We start from the raw sequence: 15285 nt of genomic DNA on the forward strand, positions 1-15285 counted from the left end.
ATGACATATACACTTGACAATATGCATACGTAGAAGAAACGCATCAAGTGCTTGCTAAGCGAAACTTTGTGCTGGCAGTAAGAGGAGGTATCTTTGGTGATAAACCAACTGCTTACTATGACTTTGGAGAGTGGAAAGCGACAAGATAGCTGTTTATTGGATGAAATAGGACATTTCTTCCCAAAAACAGTATGTTTATGGTATACTAGCTATTAGTAATGCGATTTCAACCGATATTACATATTATGATGAGAAATTAATACAAAGGACTATTCTTTCACAGCTTATGATGCAGGTGCAGGGCAGTGCTGCCCGGGTAAATGGTGAAGGTACCTATACGGACAGCAGAGACCATGGTAAACAGTTTTCAGTGGGCAGATTAGGTAACTTTGACAAGAGCGAGGAAACGAAAATGACGGAAAGTAAGATACTTCTGGTATTAGATAAAAAAGATTATAAGGATGGCATGCCGGTATTTGAAAGAAAGTGCGTCCGGGCAATCATAAAAAAGAATGGAAAAATTGCAGTCCAGCGCGGCAGGGCTGGGGACTGCAAAATATTAGGCGGCGGCATGAATGGTGAGGAAGATTTTGAAACGGCACTTTCCAGAGAAGTATTAGAAGAGGGCGGATTGATATTATGCCCGGGAAGTATGCAGCTGTTGGGCGAGATAGAAGAAAAACGCCGTGATTTATTTGAAACAGATAAAATATATCACTGTCACACCTATTTCTTTGCCTGCACAGTTGAGGAGAGAACAACAGAACCGCATATGACAGAAAGCGAGAAGGCAAAAGGCTATCATCTGGAATGGATGACACCGGAAGAGATTGTAAAAGCAAATGAGCCATTTTCGAAGGAACCGTGGATATATCGCGATACTGCATTTGTCAAAATGATGATGGAGGGAAATTTATGAACACAGGATATGAGGGAATCCTGCAATTTCGGGGAAAGTGGAGAGATTATCAGGAAAGAGTACTCTTACATGCACAGCAGTATTTGAAGGATGGAAAGATACATATTGTGGCAGCGCCGGGTTCCGGCAAGACTACACTTGGAATAGAACTGATTCGGAGGCTGGGAGCACCCTGCCTTATTTTTTCACCCAGCATTACCATCCGCCAGCAATGGCTGATGCGTATACAGGAGGGCTTCTTAACCGAGCAGGCAGATCCGCAGGAAATATTATCCAATAATTTGAAACAGATGAAACAGATGACTGCAACGACTTATCAGGCATTGTACAGTGCCATGAAGCGGGAACAGGGCACACTGGAAGAGGACAGCGGGGAAGCGGCAGAGGAAGATGCAGCAGCCAGTGAAGCGGTGGATGGAGTAGATGCGGCAGACAGTAAAGTGGCAGCCGGCGGAGTGACAGAAGAAGCAGATGGAGAGAAGGAAACGGAGCAGGTTGACTACCGGGATTTCGATATTTTTAAGGCAGTAAAGGAAGCCGGTATTACAACAATTTGTCTGGATGAGGCGCATCACCTTCGTAGTGAGTGGTGGAAGGCACTGGAGACTTTCTTAGATAAGCTGCCGGATGTGAAAATCATTGCATTGACAGCAACACCGCCTTATGACAGTACACCGGCACAGTGGAAGCGTTATATCGATATGTGCGGACCGATTGATGAAGAAATCTTTACACCGGAACTGGTAAGAGAAGGAAGTCTCTGCCCGCATCAGGACTATGTTTATTTTAACTGGCCGACAAGAGAAGAGGAAGCATATGTCAGGGAATATCAGAAACGGATGCAGATGCAGGTGCAGAAAATGATGGCAGATGAGACATTGCGAAGAATCGTATCTTCCCATCAGGGGCTTATGCATCCGGAAGAATACAGTGAGCGGTTCTTAGATAAACCGGAGTATTTTACAGCACTGCTGGTATACTGCCAGGCAAAAGGGATTCCATTTTCAGGTTATTTAAGGAAGCTCATCGGAACAAAGGGAAAGCTGCCGGGAATGGATGCACACTGGATGGAAGTGTTACTGCAGGGTGTTCTTTATGAGGACAGAGAGTCCTATACCATGATGGAAGCAGAGCGGGAAAGCCTGCTGCAGGAATTAAAAGAGGCAGGAGCCATCTACCGGAACAAGGTTGCGCTGCGGGATAATGAAGCCATTAAAAAGGTACTTATGAAAAGCCAGGGAAAGATGGAGAGCATCCATACCATTGTGCAGGCTGAGTATGAGGCACTGGGAAATGATTTACGCCTTCTGGTTCTCTGCGATTATATTAAGAAAGACAAATTGCCGGAGATTGGAAGTAAAGATACACTGGTAACAGAGCTTGGTGCAGTGCCGATTTTTGAATATTTAAGGCGGCAGAACATGACTGGAATCCGGCTGGGTGTACTGAGCGGAACAGTGATAATCGTTCCAATGGCAGTGGAAGCAAAACTGCCGGAATTACTGGCACAGTATGGCTGCAGTGGAACGTTGAATCCACTGGGAGATACCGGATATGGACAGCTTATGATAAAGGGAAAGAGCACCCACACCGTAGCTGTTGTGACGGAGTTATTCCGCCAGGGAGAGATTCATACATTGATTGGAACCAAGTCATTGCTGGGAGAAGGCTGGGATGCACCGTGCATCAATTCCCTGATACTGGCAACCTATGTAGGGTCTTTTATGCTGAGTAACCAGATGCGTGGAAGAGCAATCCGTACCGATAGAGAGCAGCCGGATAAGACTGGAAACATCTGGCATCTTGCCTGCATTTTTCCAAAAGAGCGGGGACAGCAGAGTAATACCGATGCAGAGGGCGATTATGAAATGCTGGAACGCCGGTTTGAATCATTTTTAGGAGTATCCTGCAGGGAAGATGTAATCGAAAGCGGAATCGGTCGGCTGGACATTCCAAAGATAACATCAAAATATGAGGTAGATAAAGCAAACCGCATGATGCTTGAGCGTGCAAAGGACAGAAATGCATTGAGGCAGCGATGGAACCAGTCCTTACAGGAAGTGCGAAATCAGATGGAAATAGAACAGATAGATGAAATTGCAGCAAAAGAAATAGAAACCGGATATATCTTTATTAATGCGGTCTGTATAGAAATCATACAGGTGATACTTGCAATACTCTTAATGAGTGGAAGAATGATGGCACAGAAGCTTGGTAATCATCCGGCTTTCCTGTTACTTGGAATTGCGCTGTTAGCCGCATTTGCCGGAATTGTCTATCAGGGATACGTCTGTTTAAATTCAGCACCCCGGCAAGACGGATGAAACAGCTTAGCGAAGCAATGCTAGATGCATTGAGGGAATGCGGGGAATTAGAGGATGGTGCCCATTGCAGGACAGAAGTAGAATCCTTTAACGGACTTGTGGTAGGTACCTGGCTTAAAGGTGGAACCACCAGAGATAAGACAACCTATTCTGCCTGCATGGAAGAATTGTGGGGTGTTATTGATAACCCAAGGTATCTTCTTATCCGGGAAAAAATCTTTGGCACATCAAGAGAGTGTTACAGTGTCCCGGAAATATTCGGAAGACAAAAGGAGCGTGCCCTGATTTTTGAAAAGCATATGAAAAGGGCTCTTGGACCATACCATGTGGTATATACAAGAACCCCGGAAGGACGAAAATTATTATTAAAAGAGCGGACACGCTCCTTTGTAAATCAAAACCAGAGCCTTTTGCAGGGAAAGAAAATTGCAAAAGGATATTAAGAATAATAAGAATTTTCAATTTTCGGATACTTTTTATTTACTCCAAAGAAAAAGAGGAACAGTCCTGCAACCAGTAGTCCTGCACCAACAAAGAACCACAGGAAGAAGAACGGAACGGTATCTGCTTTATACATAAACCAGTCCGGAGAGAAGGTTCCCCAGAGGTTAAAGAGGATATGGAAAAGCATGGAAGGATAAATGCTGCGGCTTTTCTCGCAGATAAATCCAAGAACAATTCCTACCACAAAAGCATAAACACCCTGAATCATATTCATATGGAACACACCAAAGAGCAGTGCCTGCAAGAGGTTAGCAACCCAGAAAGGCATTGCTCTTTTTGCATATTTCAAAGTCAGTCCACGGAAAATCAGTTCTTCACAGACAGGTCCAATCAGAACGGAATAGAGAACCAGAATCAGGGAAGGCTCATCCAGTCCCACCGATTCTACCAGGTTACTGTAATATTCCAGCCAGTGCGGGTTAATGGCTGCAGTAAAAGATACAATGTAATTGGTAATATACTGTAATCCTACTGCAGTAATAAGAATGCCGAAGATAACCGGAATATTAAATGGTTTCCGTACATTTTCCGGTTCTGTCTGCCGGAACTTTTTATAATACCAGTAGGCAAATATCACAAGGGCAACAGTACCGTAGGCTGCACTGACACCGGCATTAAAATTGGCGGTGGAAATAATATTTAAAAATGCATCCATACAGTCATCGATAGAAGTTGCCCCTTTGGTATAAAAACCACCCAGCAGGGCAAGCCCTACTGCCGGAATGGAGATAAGCTGCTGCAGGCCAAATGCCAGCAGAGCCGGAAGAAAACAGAACATAATTCTGCCAAATCGCTTCATGAAAAAACCTCCTCAAGTATCATCACTTTTCTTGGCACATTATAACAATTATGAAGCGAATATGCAAACTACTGAGGTACCGCCTGTTTAAAAATACATGGAAAAATGTATTTTTAAATGCAGATAAATACTCTCCGGGTACTTGTGAAATAGGCGGAATCATGCTATACTAGGCGTTATGTTGATATATTTTATGATGCTGTATGAAATATAAATTCACATAATTATAATCAGAGGAGGAATAAATATGAAGAACATGAAGAAATTTGCAGCACTTTTATTAACTGCAGCAATGACAGTAGCAATGGTAGGATGTGGCTCATCTGTAGCTGCAAACACGGTAAATTCCAAGGATGACCTTCCGGGAAAGAAAATCGGTGTTCAGCTTGGAACAACCGGAGATGCCGATGCAACAGCATATGAGGACGAAGGAAGCACCGTAGAGCGTTACAACAAAGGTTCTGATGCAATTCAGGCATTAAAGACCGGTAAAATTGATTGTGTAATCATCGACAAGCAGCCTGCAGAGGCATTTGTTGAGAAGAATGATGACTTGAAAATTTTAGATGATACCTTTGACGCAGAGGAATATGCAATCTGTATCGCAAAAGATAACACAGATTTAACAGACAAATTCAACAAAGCAATCGAAGAGTTAAAAGCAGATGGAACAATCGATACTATCATCAGCAACTATATTGGTGATGAAACAGGAGAGCATCCATATGAGACTCCGGAGGGAACAGAATATCCAAATGGAAAACTTACCATGGCAACCAATGCACAGTTTGAGCCATACGAATATTATGATGGTGACAATGTAGTTGGTATCGATGCAGACATCGCAAAAGCAATCTGTGACAAGCTTGGCTATGATTTAGAGATTGAAGATATGGAATTTGATGCAATCATCGCAGCAGTATCTTCCGGTAAAGCAGATTTTGGTGCAGCAGGAATGACTGTAACAGAAGACCGTCTTAAGAACATTGACTTTACAGATACTTATGCAACAGCAAGCCAGGTTATTGTAGTAAGAAATAAATAATCGGTATAGGAGGAAAGACCTTGAGCGATTTTTTAAGCAGCTTTCAACAGGATTTTATAGAGAAAGACAGATATCTTTATCTGTTACGTGGCCTTGGCAATACACTGCTTATTGCAGTGCTTGCAGTACTTCTGGGTATTGTGGTTGGATTTTTAGTCGCAATTATCCGTTCCACCCATGATAAACATGGTGGATTAAATGTTTTGAATTTTATATGTAAAGTGTATCTTACCATATGGCGTGGAACCCCTACGATGGTACAGCTTTTGATTATGTACTATATTATTCTGGTTGCACTCGATAATAAGATTGCAGTGGCTGTAATCGCTTTTGGTTTGAATTCGGCTGCCTATGTGGCAGAGATTGTACGTTCCGGAATCATGTCTGTAGACGAAGGACAGTTTGAAGCTGGACGAAGCCTCGGACTGAATTATTCGCAGACCATGCGTCTGATTATTCTGCCACAGGCATTTAAGAATGTACTTCCGGCACTGGCAAATGAGTTTATTACCTTACTGAAAGAGACTTCCATCAGTGGATATATTGCAATCCCGGATCTGACCAAGGGTGGCGATATCATCCGTAGCCAGACCTATGACCCGTTCTTACCATTGTTCGGTGTTGCAATTATCTACCTGATAATCGTTATGATTTTAACGGCTGGTGTACATAAACTGGAAACGAGGTTGAGAACAAATGAGCGATAAGAAGGTATTGATTGAAGTAAAGGATTTGTGTAAATCCTTTGGAAATGTAAATGTATTAAATGGTATCTCCACAGAAATCGCCCAGGGAGAGGTAGTAGCCATCATCGGACCATCCGGTTGTGGTAAATCTACATTCTTACGTTCCTTAAATCTTTTAGAGGAGCCGACTTCCGGTGTGATTACTTTTGAAGGAACAGATATCACGGATAAATCCGTAGACATCAACAAGATGCGTCAGAAGATTGGAATGGTATTCCAGCAGTTCAATCTGTTTCCAAATTATACCGTAAAAGGAAATATCATGCTGGCACCGGTTCAGACCGGACTTATGAATAAGGAAGAGGCATCTAAGCGTGCGGACGAGCTTTTGATGAGAGTCGGACTGTCTGATAAAGCAGATACCTATCCGGCAATGCTTTCCGGTGGACAGAAACAGCGTATTGCAATTGCAAGAGCACTGGCAATGAATCCGGATGTCATGTTATTTGACGAGCCGACTTCCGCACTGGATCCGGAAATGGTAGGAGAAGTCTTAGAGATTATGAAAGAACTGGCACAGGATGGCATGACCATGGTAGTAGTAACACACGAGATGGGATTTGCAAGAGAAGTGGCAAGCCGTGTCATGTTTATCAATGAAGGACAGATTCAGGAAGAGAATACACCGGCAGAATTCTTCGCCAATCCACAGAATCCGCGTCTTTGCGACTTCCTTTCCAAAGTATTGTAGGGAAAGAACAGATAAAACGGAAAAAATAGTTGATAAAAAGTTTTCATAAGCTATTGCAATCAGAAAAGAAATAGTCTATGATAAAACCGTTATATGACTGACGGATAAGTGGAAAAACCACATGAAGTATAACGAAAACGAGCCGACCGTCTGGGCGATGAACCTGGAGGACCGGCTCGTTTTTTTTTGTATGTTATTTTGAACACCAAAAGATATTGACAAAAAAATAACAGTCAGTATATACTAACTACAGTTAAACAAGACTAATTCAAACCAATGAATAAAAAGTCTGTTGACAGTAAATTTAGTAACCATTCAGTGTTCATACTGAATACATTTTTTTAGGAGGATATCGCAATGATAGAAATGAAAGAGTGGGATGGATTCGAAGGACGTCTCTGGAAAGAAGAAATCAATGTTCGTCAGTTCATTCAGGACAACTACACTCCATATGATGGAGATGAGAGCTTTTTAGCTGAGCCGACAGATGCAACCAACAAGCTGTGGGATGCACTTCAGAAATTACAGAAAGAAGAGCGTGCCAAGGGTGGCGTTCTTGATATGGAGACAGAGGTTGTAACCGGAATTACAGCATATGGTCCGGGATATATCGATGAAAGCTTAAAAGATTTAGAGCAGGTAGTTGGTCTTCAGACTGACAAACCATTAAAGAGAGCATTCATGCCATATGGTGGAATCAAGATGGCTGTTCAGGCTTGTGAGACCTACGGCTATGAGGTAAATGATAAATTAAAAGAAATTTTCACCAAATATCATAAGACACACAATACAGCAGTATTTGACGCTTATACACCGGAAATGATGAAGGTCCGTCATGCTAAGATTTTAACAGGTCTTCCGGATACCTACGGTCGTGGACGTATTGTAGGTGATTACCGCCGTGTGGCATTATACGGACTGGATTACTTAATCGCTGAGAAGAAGAAAGACAAAGCAAACTGCGGATGCGGACAGATGACAGATGATGTCATCCGTTTAAGAGAAGAAATCGCAGAGCAGATTAAATGTCTGGAAGATATGAAGAAACTGGCTGAGATTTACGGATATGACATTTCAAGACCTGCAACCAATGCAAAAGAGGCTGTCCAGTGGTTATACTTCGGATACCTTGCAGCAATCAAGACACAGAACGGTGCAGCAATGTCAGTAGGACGTGTTTCTACTTTCCTTGATATTTATATTAAGAGAGATATGGATAAGGGAATCCTTACCGAGCAGCAGGCTCAGGAGCTGATTGACCATTTCACAATGAAACTTCGTATGGTAAAATTCGCACGTATTCCTTCTTACAACCAGTTATTCTCCGGTGACCCTGTATGGGCAACCCTTGATGTAGCAGGAACAGGTGTAGACGGACGTTCCATGGTAACCAGGACAGACTTCCGTTTCCTTCATACTTTAGAGAATATGGGACCGGCACCAGAACCAAACCTTACTGTATTCTATTCATCCAGACTGCCACAGACCTTCCGTGATTATGCAGCACGTATCTCGATTGAAACAAGCTCAATCCAGTATGAGAATGATGATGCAATGAAACCGGTATGGGGCGATGATTATGCAATCTGCTGCTGTGTATCTGCTACACAGACAGGTAAAGAGATGCAGTTCTTCGGCGCTCGTGCAAACCTTGCAAAATGTCTGCTTTACGCAATCAATGGTGGTGTTGATGAGAAATCAGGCGAGCAGGTAGGACCAAATTACGCACCAATTACAGCTGAATATCTTGACTATGATGAAGTAATGGCAAAATATGACAAGATGATGGACTGGTTAGTAGACATCTATGTAAATACACTGAACCTGATTCAGTATATGCATGATAAATATTACTATGAAGCAGCAGAGCTTTCTCTGATGGATACCGACTTAAAGAGAACCTTTGCAACCGGTATTGCAGGATTTTCACATGTTATCGATTCTCTTTCTGCAATCAAATATGCAAAAGTAAAAGTCGTACGTGATGAGAACGGACTTGCAAAAGACTTCGAAATCGAAGGAGACTTCCCGAAGTACGGAAATGATGATGACCGTGCAGATGAAATCGGAGTATGGCTGCTTAAGACTTTCATGGATAAATTAAAGAAACATCATACTTATCGTGATTCTGAGCCTACAACTTCTATCCTTACCATTACTTCTAACGTAGTATATGGTAAAGCAACCGGAGCTATGCCGGATGGACGTAAAGCCGGCGAACCACTTTCACCGGGAGCTAACCCATCTTACGGTGCAGAGCAGAACGGACTTTTAGCTTCCTTAAACTCTCTGACCAAGCTTCCATATGAGTGGGCATTAGATGGTATTTCCAATACACAGACCATCAATCCTGGCGCACTTGGAAACAACGAGCAGGAAAGAATCGATAACCTTGTAAATGTAATGGACGGATACTTTGATCAGGGTGCACATCATCTGAATGTTAATGTATTTGGCAAAGAAAAGCTTATTGATGCAATGGAGCATCCGGAGAAAGAAGAGTATGCAAACTTCACAATCCGTGTATCCGGCTATGCAGTTAAGTTCATCGACCTGACAAAAGAGCAGCAGCTTGATGTTATTGCCCGTACCTGTCATGAGCGTATGTAATTTAAGACAGTAACCGAACTGCGGGGAGCATATGATTTTTCCGCGATTCAGGTAAAGCAGAATGTGCAGGCTTAATGAAAAAAGCCTGCACATTTTTATCGTAGGTTGTTAAGCAGCCGTAAGTATTTTGGTGTATAGGAGGCAACATGAGTGAAATAAAAGGACGTATCCATTCCGTAGAGAGCTTTGGTTCAGCAGACGGGCCGGGCGTAAGATATATTGTATTTTTAAAAGGCTGTAACATGAGATGTCAGTACTGCCATAACCCGGATACCTGGGCAAAAGATGGCGGAGAGCTGATGACACCGGAAGAAGTGTTAAAAAAGGCGCTTCGCTATAAAACATATTGGAAAGAAAAGGGCGGAATCACCGTAAGTGGTGGAGAGGCTCTTTTACAGATAGATTTCGTAACAGAACTGTTCCGGCTGGCAAAAGAAAAAGGGGTAAATACCTGTCTCGATACCTCCGGCAATCCATTTTCCATGGAAGAACCGTTTAAAAGTAAATTTGATGAGCTGATGAAATATACAGACCTTTTTATGCTGGACATTAAGCATATGGATGATACAGCACACCGGAAACTCACCGGACAGACCAATCAGAATATTCTGGAAATGGCAGCTTATTTATCAGACCATGGCAAAGCAATGTGGATCCGCCATGTGCTGGTGCCGGGTATTACAACAGAAGAGGATGAGCTTCACCGCTTAAGAAGTTTTCTTGATACCCTTAAGACAGTAGAGCGGGTGGAAGTGCTGCCATATCATACCTTAGGCGTCTTTAAATGGAAGGAACTTGGAATTCCATATCAGTTAGAAGGCGTAGACCCGCCTACAAAGGAGCAGATAGACCGGGCAAAAGAGATTCTTGGGGCACTGTAAAATAGATAAGCAGCATTACAGGAAAATAAAAAAGTAATGCTGCTTTTTAGATTCTGACGATAATGCGGGTAAGGTATTCACTTCGTTTATCCGTCATGGTAGCGTTAATCAATTCTTCTTCATAGAATCTGCCATCGGATGAAGTAATCTGGTGCTGCTTCATGTAGCTGCGCAGCCTGTCATAAGCGAGTGAAATATCATCCCAGTCTCCCAGGTGATAGGCAGCGAGACATTTAGAAGCCGGAAGAATCCGGTAAGGCATTTTCTTGGGAGGGGTCTGCATGGCAAGGCATACCTCGTGATAAAGATTGTGGGCACCCCGGGCAAGGTCACGCTCCATCTGGATATAAAGCACTGTAAAACCGGTAGTTTCCTTGCTTTCATAATAGGAGTTCAGAAGCTCACTGACTTTTACGGAGATGGTCTTATCATCGGAAGAACTGACAGGGTGTGCTGCAATATAAAATCCTGGCAGAGAGACTTCTTCAATGATATCCGGATTTGTAGTCAGGCTGGTTTTAATTCGTTTCTGCTGTCTTTGAATCCACTTCTGCTTTTCTTTTAATGCACGAATCTGCTGTTCGATGACAGCGTTTTCTTTCGTAAGAAGTGTGGCATAATTTTCCGGGCTTCGGTGTTCCATGTATTCTTTAATTTCCGACAGAGGCATGCCAAGTTCCCGCAGCGTGATAATGGCATCTAACACATCCATCTGGCGGACGGTGTAGTAGCGGTAGTCATTGTCCCCTCTTGCTTCGGGTGAAAAAATGCCAAGCTGGTCGTAGTGAAACAGTGTATTCTTTGTAGTGCCCATCATCCGGGCAACTTCTCCGGTGGTCAGATATTCATTTCTACTCATTAAAAAAATCTCCTTGACTATATGGTTACCATATAGTTTATGATAGCAAATAGTGATTCATAAGACAAGGAGGTTATCATGTCGAATTCATTAAATCAGAACTTTAAAACATTATCCTTATTGAAATTTGCATTGCCATCTATGATTATGATGGTATTTATGTCATTGTATACAATCATAGATGGAATCTTTGTGTCAAGACTGGTAGGAGAAAGCGCTCTTTCTGCAGTCAATATTGTATGGCCGGTTATTTGTATTCTCATTGCAATCGGCGTTATGTTAGCAACCGGTGGAAGTGCAGTGGTAGCAAGAAAAATGGGTGAGGGAGATGAAAAGGGAGCATGTGAGAACTTTACTTTTCTTGCAGTGGTAGGAGTTGCTGTAAGTCTGGTGCTGCTGGTTATTGTATTACTTTTTCATAAACCGATTGTATATGCATTAGGAGCAGACGACTCTTTATTCGAAAATGGGAAAACATATCTTATTGATATGATGTATTTTGGACCGTGCTGTATTTTGCAGAGTTTATTTCAGTGCTTCTTTGTGACTGCAGGAAAACCTGCATATGGACTCGGACTGATTACTGCCGGAGGTGTAGCCAATGCAATCTTAGATTATGTCTTTATGGGGCCAATGCAGCTTGGCATTGCCGGAGCAGCTATTGCAACAGGCATCGGACAGATGATTCCTGCGGTAGTGGGAGTCATCTATTTCCTGGTGAAAAGAAAAGGACTTCATTTTACCCGCTTCCATTGGGATGGAAAAGCATTGTGGCAGTCCTGCACCAACGGTTCTTCCGAGATGGTAACGAACCTTTCCAATGCAGTAATTACATACCTTTTTAATATTATTCTGATGCGTATGGTTGGAGCAGACGGGGTAGCTGCAATTACCATTATTTTATACGGACAGTTTTTATTCAATGCGCTGTATCTTGGATTTTCCATGGGTGTGGCACCGGTTATCAGCTTCCAGTACGGAGCAAAGAACAGTGAAAAATTAAGTAACGTTTACCATATCAGTAACCGGTTTGTAAAAATATCCTCTGGCTTTATGGCGGTGGCATCGATTCTTCTGGCGAAGCCGATTACATCAGTATTTGTCTCAGAAAGCAGTCATACCTTTGCAATGACAGTTACGGGATTTGCATTGTTTGGCATCAACTATCTTTTCAGCGGCTATAACGTATTTACCTCTTCGCTGTTCACGGCACTTTCTGATGGAAAAACATCTGCACTGGTATCCTTCAGCAGAACCTTTGTCTGTATTCTGGCCTCTTTACTGATTCTGCCGCAAATTATCGGATTAAAGGGAGTCTGGCTGGCAGTTCCGGTGGCAGAATTTGTGACATCAGGACTTTCTTTTTACTGTCAGAGAAGAAATTTATCGAAATACGGAATTTAAGAAACTTTTTTTTCATCTGGAACGTCTAATCTATAAAGAGTATAATGAATGGTAAAGAATGAATGGATAATACCATTTTAAGATAGTAAAGAGAGGATACGAAAGATGGTTTTTAGCAGCATAGCATTTATCATGTATTTTATGCCGGTATTTTTTCTGGTTTATTATATCCTGCCGGCTTCTTATAAGAATGCCTGGCTTTTCCTTGCCAGCCTTGGTTTTTATTACTATGGTGTCAGGGGAAATCCGGGTTATCTTTTACTTATGATTATGTCTGTGGTGGTCAATTTCGTGGCTGGAAAATTGATTGCGGCACAGAAGACGAAGCGGGCGAGGAAAGCCTGGCTTGTGGTTGGAATCGTCTATGATTTAGGATGGCTCATTCTGTTTAAATATCTGGGCTTTCTTATAGAGAATCTGAATGCCCTTTTTGGTGCAATGCACGTTAAGGTACAACTGGAAACATGGAATCTGATTCTGCCAATTGGAATCAGCTTTTATACGTTCCAGATTATTTCCTATCTGGTGGACGTGTACCGGAGGGAAACAAAAGCGGAAAAATCGTTGATTTCTCTGGGAACGTATCTATGCATGTTCCCGCAGTTAATTGCAGGACCGATTGTCAATTACCATCTGATTCAGGAGCAGCTTCATAAGAGAAAACATTCCATGGTAAAGGTGGAATCCGGACTTAAGGTATTTGCACTGGGACTTGCTTATAAAGTATTGCTGGCAAACCGGGTGGGACATCTTTGGACAGAGGTGACAGCAATCGGTTATGAGAGCATTTCCACACCGCTGGCATGGATGAGCATTGTGGCATACAGCCTGCAGTTATATTTTGACTTCTATGGGTATTCCCTGATGGCAATCGGACTGGGGCGGATGATGGGCTTTGACTTTCCACAGAACTTTAACAATCCGTATATGGCAGTGTCCATGACGGATTTCTGGCGCCGCTGGCATATGACACTGGGTGGCTGGTTCCGGGAATATGTATACATTCCGCTGGGCGGCAACCGCGGTGGTTTTGCAAAGACCGTCCGCAATATGTTTGTGGTATGGCTTCTGACAGGGCTCTGGCATGGCGCAAGCTGGAACTTTGTACTGTGGGGACTTTTGCTTTTTGTCTTATTATTCGTGGAAAAAGCCGGACTTGGAAAAGTGCTGGAGCGGCATAAGGCGCTTGGCCATATTTATATGATACTCTGGATACCACTTTCCTGGCTGGTCTTTGTGATTACGGATTTAAGCCAGCTTGGCATTTATTTACAGAAATTATTCCCATTCTTTGGCAGTACCGGAACGGTATTGTTTCAGGGAGATTATCTGAAATATGGTAAGACCTATGGCATTTATCTGGTGCTTGGTATCCTGTTTGCAACAGGTGTTCAGGAGAAGCTCCTTAAGAAGAATAAGAACCGCCTCTGGGTGATTTTACTGCTGCTGGCATTATTCTGGGCGAGCGTATATTGTATGTATCTTGGAATGGATGATCCATTCTTATACTTCAGATTCTAGTGAGGAAATACGATGAAAAAATATAAATTTACTATACTTTTACTGCTGACATTTGTGATTGCATTCCCGGTGATTACCGTAAAGCTTGTAACTGCGGAGCAGGAGAAGAAGGCAAGGCAGGAAGAACTGGCACAGGTGACAGACACAGAAAAAGAGCCGGCGGAAGCAGTTGCCGGAACGGAAGAAAACAGCACAGATAAAGCCGGTACAGGACAAGAAGATATTGATAGTACAGAAAATACAGAAGATAAAACAGGTACCAAGGATAATGAAACGGTGCAGATACGGAGCAGGAGGGAACCTTTACAACAGAGGATATCAGCTATTTTTCCGATGCTTTATTTATTGGAGATTCCAGAACAGTAGGATTATCGGAGTATGCAGACCTTGGGGATGCGGATGTATTTGCAACGATTGGCTTAAGTTCCTTTAAGCTGTTTGAAACAGAGGTGGATATGCCGGGCTATGGAAAAGAAACTTTGGATGAAGTGTTAAGCCGGAAAAATTACGGAAAGATTTATCTGATGCTAGGTATCAATGAACTGGGATATCCACATGCAAGCATAGAAAAGCAATATCGTGAAGTGGTAGAGAAAATACGGGAAATGCAGCCGGATGCCATTTTATTCTTAGAGGCGAGTCTTCATGTTTCCAAGGCAAAATCCGATTCGGACAGCCTTTATAACAATGCCAATATTGACTGGCTCAATGACGTGGTGGAGTCCTTATGTGACCAGAAGCAGACCTATTATATTGATGTGAATGAAATCTTTGATGATGGGGCAGGAAACCTCGATGCCCAGTATACCAGTGATGATGCCCATCCTCTAGGAAAATATTATGCCCAGTGGGCAGAATGGATTCTGACGAAAGCTATTGTAAAGGAAAAATAAGACCAAAACTCTTAGGAAAACGCAGTGGAAAACCGATGTATTATTTATAAAAGTGTATACAACAGTGAAAGAAATATCCGATAACCGGA

Annotated in this window: 14 protein-coding genes and 1 riboswitch; of the genes, 12 read left to right on the forward strand and 2 right to left on the reverse strand. The window is 42.6% G+C overall.

The features are described 5' to 3' along the window. The first annotated feature begins 286 nt into the window (after nucleotides 1–286). The 3 genes from DW059_RS04590 to DW059_RS04600 are packed head-to-tail and all read left to right on the forward strand — an operon-like array spanning nucleotide 287 to nucleotide 3686. Nucleotides 287–919 (forward strand): NUDIX domain-containing protein, encoded by a 633-nt coding sequence (locus DW059_RS04590; protein WP_242986113.1) that lies wholly within the window; start codon nucleotides 287–289, stop codon nucleotides 917–919. Further along, entirely contained in the window at nucleotides 916–3243 is a 2328-nt protein-coding gene (locus DW059_RS04595; protein ID WP_117697965.1) for a DEAD/DEAH box helicase family protein, read from the forward strand. Before DW059_RS04590 ends, DW059_RS04595 begins: the two co-directional genes overlap by 4 nt. Next, nucleotides 3240–3686 (forward strand): hypothetical protein, encoded by a 447-nt coding sequence (locus tag DW059_RS04600; RefSeq protein WP_117697966.1) that lies wholly within the window; start codon nucleotides 3240–3242, stop codon nucleotides 3684–3686. The genes DW059_RS04595 and DW059_RS04600 overlap by 4 nt, the downstream gene beginning before the upstream one ends. Here the strand turns inward: DW059_RS04600 and DW059_RS04605 are convergent. Next, nucleotides 3683–4546, reverse strand: a complete 864-nt coding sequence (locus tag DW059_RS04605; RefSeq protein ID WP_117697967.1) for a type II CAAX endopeptidase family protein — start codon at nucleotides 4544–4546, stop codon at nucleotides 3683–3685. The two genes, DW059_RS04600 and DW059_RS04605, sit on opposite strands and share 4 nt — an antisense overlap. A gap of 247 nt (nucleotides 4547–4793) precedes the next feature. On the opposite strand from DW059_RS04605, the gene DW059_RS04610 reads away from it, so the two are divergent. The 5 genes from DW059_RS04610 (at nucleotide 4794) to pflA (ending at nucleotide 10519) form a co-directional block, all read left to right on the forward strand. Next, on the forward strand, nucleotides 4794–5591 hold the full coding sequence (locus DW059_RS04610; RefSeq protein ID WP_117697968.1) for a transporter substrate-binding domain-containing protein: 798 nt from the start codon (nucleotides 4794–4796) through the stop codon (nucleotides 5589–5591). 20 nt (nucleotides 5592–5611) lie between these two features. After that, the gene (locus DW059_RS04615; protein WP_022242707.1) at nucleotides 5612–6298 is read left to right on the forward strand and encodes an amino acid ABC transporter permease; all 687 of its coding nucleotides are present in this window, start codon (nucleotides 5612–5614) and stop codon (nucleotides 6296–6298) included. Continuing rightward, complete coding sequence (locus tag DW059_RS04620; RefSeq protein ID WP_022242706.1) at nucleotides 6288–7028, forward strand: amino acid ABC transporter ATP-binding protein; 741 nt, start codon at nucleotides 6288–6290, stop codon at nucleotides 7026–7028. Before DW059_RS04615 ends, DW059_RS04620 begins: the two co-directional genes overlap by 11 nt. Nucleotides 7029–7111: 83 nt before the next feature. Then, nucleotides 7112–7191, forward strand: a riboswitch (ZMP/ZTP riboswitch). A gap of 194 nt (nucleotides 7192–7385) precedes the next feature. Further along, a complete protein-coding gene (pflB, locus tag DW059_RS04625; RefSeq protein WP_117697969.1) occupies nucleotides 7386–9638 on the forward strand; it encodes a formate C-acetyltransferase in 2253 nt (750 codons plus the stop codon). Nucleotides 9639–9784: 146 nt separating this feature from the next. Then, nucleotides 9785–10519: a pyruvate formate-lyase-activating protein gene (pflA, locus tag DW059_RS04630; RefSeq protein ID WP_117697970.1), complete on the forward strand. Its 735-nt coding sequence runs from the start codon at nucleotides 9785–9787 to the stop codon at nucleotides 10517–10519. A gap of 46 nt (nucleotides 10520–10565) precedes the next feature. Here pflA and DW059_RS04635 read toward each other — a convergent pair whose 3' ends face one another. Next, the gene (locus DW059_RS04635; protein WP_117697971.1) at nucleotides 10566–11378 is read right to left on the reverse strand and encodes a MerR family transcriptional regulator; all 813 of its coding nucleotides are present in this window, start codon (nucleotides 11376–11378) and stop codon (nucleotides 10566–10568) included. Nucleotides 11379–11456: 78 nt separating this feature from the next. On the opposite strand from DW059_RS04635, the gene DW059_RS04640 reads away from it, so the two are divergent. The 4 genes from DW059_RS04640 to DW059_RS04655 all read left to right on the forward strand — a co-directional run bounded on the left by DW059_RS04640 (nucleotide 11457) and on the right by DW059_RS04655 (nucleotide 15196). Beyond that, nucleotides 11457–12782 carry an MATE family efflux transporter gene (locus tag DW059_RS04640; RefSeq protein ID WP_022242703.1) on the forward strand — a complete coding sequence of 442 codons (1326 nt, stop codon included), beginning with the start codon at nucleotides 11457–11459 and terminating at the stop codon, nucleotides 12780–12782. A gap of 105 nt (nucleotides 12783–12887) precedes the next feature. Further along, nucleotides 12888–14303, forward strand: a complete 1416-nt coding sequence (locus DW059_RS04645; RefSeq protein ID WP_117697972.1) for an MBOAT family O-acyltransferase — start codon at nucleotides 12888–12890, stop codon at nucleotides 14301–14303. A gap of 12 nt (nucleotides 14304–14315) precedes the next feature. Further along, the gene (locus tag DW059_RS04650) at nucleotides 14316–14669 is read left to right on the forward strand and encodes a hypothetical protein (RefSeq protein ID WP_117697973.1); all 354 of its coding nucleotides are present in this window, start codon (nucleotides 14316–14318) and stop codon (nucleotides 14667–14669) included. Beyond that, on the forward strand, nucleotides 14648–15196 hold the full coding sequence (locus DW059_RS04655; RefSeq protein WP_242986118.1) for a GDSL-type esterase/lipase family protein: 549 nt from the start codon (nucleotides 14648–14650) through the stop codon (nucleotides 15194–15196). Before DW059_RS04650 ends, DW059_RS04655 begins: the two co-directional genes overlap by 22 nt. The last annotated feature ends 89 nt before the right edge of the window (nucleotides 15197–15285 follow it).

It is taken from the genome of Roseburia sp. AF42-8 (genome assembly GCF_003435965.1).
In the GTDB taxonomy this organism is placed as follows: Bacteria; Bacillota; Clostridia; order Lachnospirales; family Lachnospiraceae; genus Roseburia_C; species Roseburia_C amylophila.

Coding starts and splice junctions, on each gene's coding strand:
- pflB (WP_117697969.1), top strand. CDS start 7,386: ATGATAGAAATGAAAGAGTGGGATGGATTCGAAGGACGTCTCTGGAAA.
- DW059_RS04620 (WP_022242706.1), top strand. CDS start 6,288: ATGAGCGATAAGAAGGTATTGATTGAAGTAAAGGATTTGTGTAAATCC.
- DW059_RS04650 (WP_117697973.1), top strand. CDS start 14,316: ATGAAAAAATATAAATTTACTATACTTTTACTGCTGACATTTGTGATT.
- pflA (WP_117697970.1), top strand. CDS start 9,785: ATGAGTGAAATAAAAGGACGTATCCATTCCGTAGAGAGCTTTGGTTCA.
- DW059_RS04605 (WP_117697967.1), bottom strand. CDS start 4,546: ATGAAGCGATTTGGCAGAATTATGTTCTGTTTTCTTCCGGCTCTGCTG.
- DW059_RS04645 (WP_117697972.1), top strand. CDS start 12,888: ATGGTTTTTAGCAGCATAGCATTTATCATGTATTTTATGCCGGTATTT.
- DW059_RS04610 (WP_117697968.1), top strand. CDS start 4,794: ATGAAGAACATGAAGAAATTTGCAGCACTTTTATTAACTGCAGCAATG.
- DW059_RS04590 (WP_242986113.1), top strand. CDS start 287: ATGATGCAGGTGCAGGGCAGTGCTGCCCGGGTAAATGGTGAAGGTACC.
- DW059_RS04635 (WP_117697971.1), bottom strand. CDS start 11,378: ATGAGTAGAAATGAATATCTGACCACCGGAGAAGTTGCCCGGATGATG.
- DW059_RS04640 (WP_022242703.1), top strand. CDS start 11,457: ATGTCGAATTCATTAAATCAGAACTTTAAAACATTATCCTTATTGAAA.
- DW059_RS04595 (WP_117697965.1), top strand. CDS start 916: ATGAACACAGGATATGAGGGAATCCTGCAATTTCGGGGAAAGTGGAGA.
- DW059_RS04600 (WP_117697966.1), top strand. CDS start 3,240: ATGAAACAGCTTAGCGAAGCAATGCTAGATGCATTGAGGGAATGCGGG.